The sequence below is a fragment of the Pseudomonas sp. NDM genome, assembly GCF_003105095.1.
GTDB classification, from domain to species: Bacteria; Pseudomonadota; Gammaproteobacteria; order Pseudomonadales; family Pseudomonadaceae; genus Aquipseudomonas; species Aquipseudomonas moraviensis_A.
Window position 1 is genome coordinate 1 of the sequence record NZ_QETJ01000314.1, and the last position, 1,570, is coordinate 1,570.

At 60.7% G+C, this 1,570-nt stretch carries 2 protein-coding genes; both read right to left on the reverse strand.

The window, feature by feature from the left end:
- Positions 1-104 precede the first annotated feature (104 nt).
- Positions 105-647 (reverse strand): DUF2058 domain-containing protein, encoded by a 543-nt coding sequence (locus DCO47_RS26725; RefSeq protein WP_016773645.1) that lies wholly within the window; start codon positions 645-647, stop codon positions 105-107.
- A 26-nt stretch (positions 648-673) separates the two neighbouring features.
- Positions 674-1,507, reverse strand: coding sequence for a nucleoside triphosphate pyrophosphohydrolase (gene mazG, locus DCO47_RS26730; protein WP_116659280.1), 834 nt, complete (start codon positions 1,505-1,507; stop codon positions 674-676).
- Between the last annotated feature and the right edge of the window lie 63 nt (positions 1,508-1,570).

A 1,570-nucleotide genomic window follows, 5' to 3' on the forward strand; every position in this document is an offset into this window, starting at 1 on the left:
GAGGGAGCTTGCTCCCGCTGGACTGCGCAGCAGGCCCTGCTCTCAGGATAAAGAGCGGGGCCGCTTCGCGCCCCAGCGGGAGCACGCTCCCTCGCCACAATCGCTTACCACATCAGATCGTCAGGGATCTGATAAGCCGCGTACGGATCGTCCTCGGCGTTGACCTCTTCGGTCTGCACGTTGAGCTGGACGATGCGCTGCGGGTCGCGCTCCTGGATCTTGAGTGCCGCTTCACGGGGAATCACTTCATAGCCGCCGTTGTGGTGCACGATCGCCAGCGAGCCGCTGCTGAGCTTGTTGCGCATCAGCGTGTTGACCGAGATGCGCTTGACCTTCTTGTCGTCGACGAAGTTGTAGTAGTCCTCGGTGGTCAGCTTGGGCAGACGCGAGACCTCGATCAACTGCTTGACCTGTGCGGCGCGGGCCTTGGCCTCGGCCTTCTCCTGCTGCTGACGGTTCAGCTCCTGGTCGCGCTTGACCTTCTCGGCCATGGCTTCCTGGGCGGCGCGCTGCTGCGAATCATCCAGCTCGGCCTGGCCTTTGTGGGCCAGACGCTGTTGCTTCTGCTTGTCTTTGCTGACCTGCTTGGCCTGCTTTTGATTGACCAGGCCTGCTTTGAGCAACTGGTCGCGAAGGGAAAGGCTCATCAATGCTTACTCACTTGGGCAACGGCTCAGCCGCAGCTGGGCTCATTCTTTTCCTGGCGTTTGGCTTCGCCCCAGAGGGCGTCCAACTCTTCGAGGGTGCAATCTTCCATGGGACGGTGGGTGTCGCGCAATGCCTGTTCGATAAAACGGAAACGTCTTTCAAACTTGCCGTTGGCGCCGCGCAAGGCGGTTTCCGGATCGACCTTCAGATGCCGGGCCAGATTGACCACGGAAAACAGCAGGTCGCCGATCTCGTCGGCCACCGCCACCGGATCGTTTTCGGACATGGCTTCGAGCACTTCATCGAGCTCTTCGCGGACCTTGTCGAGCACCGGCAAGGCGTCCGGCCAGTCGAAACCGACCTGCCCGGCGCGCTTCTGCAACTTGGCTGAGCGCGACAGTGCCGGCAACGTGGCCGGCACATCGTCGAGCAGCGACAACTGCTCGGGCGCCGCGGATTTTTCCGCGCGCTCTTCGGCCTTGATCTCTTCCCAGCGCTGCTTGACCTGCGCTTCGCTCAAGCGCGGCACGTCAAGCGGCGCGTACAGATCGCCGGTGGGGAATACGTGGGGATGACGACGAATCAGTTTGCGCGTGATGCTGTCGATCACTCCGGCGAATTCGAACCGCCCTTCTTCCTTGGCCAACTGGCTGTAATACACCACCTGAAACAACAGATCACCCAACTCGCCCTGCAAATGATCGAGATCGCCGCGTTCGATGGCATCGGCCACTTCATAGGCTTCTTCGAGGGTGTGCGGGACGATGGTCGCGTAGGTTTGCTTGATGTCCCACGGACAACCGAACTGCGGATCGCGCAGACGGGACATCAGATGGAGCAGGTCTTCGAGTGAATACATCATTTATCTGACTCACCACAAATCCCATGTGGGAGCGAGCCTGCTCGCGAAAGCGGCGTGTCT

Coding starts and splice junctions, on each gene's coding strand:
- DCO47_RS26725 (WP_016773645.1), bottom strand. CDS start 647: ATGAGCCTTTCCCTTCGCGACCAGTTGCTCAAAGCAGGCCTGGTCAAT.
- mazG (WP_116659280.1), bottom strand. CDS start 1,507: ATGTATTCACTCGAAGACCTGCTCCATCTGATGTCCCGTCTGCGCGAT.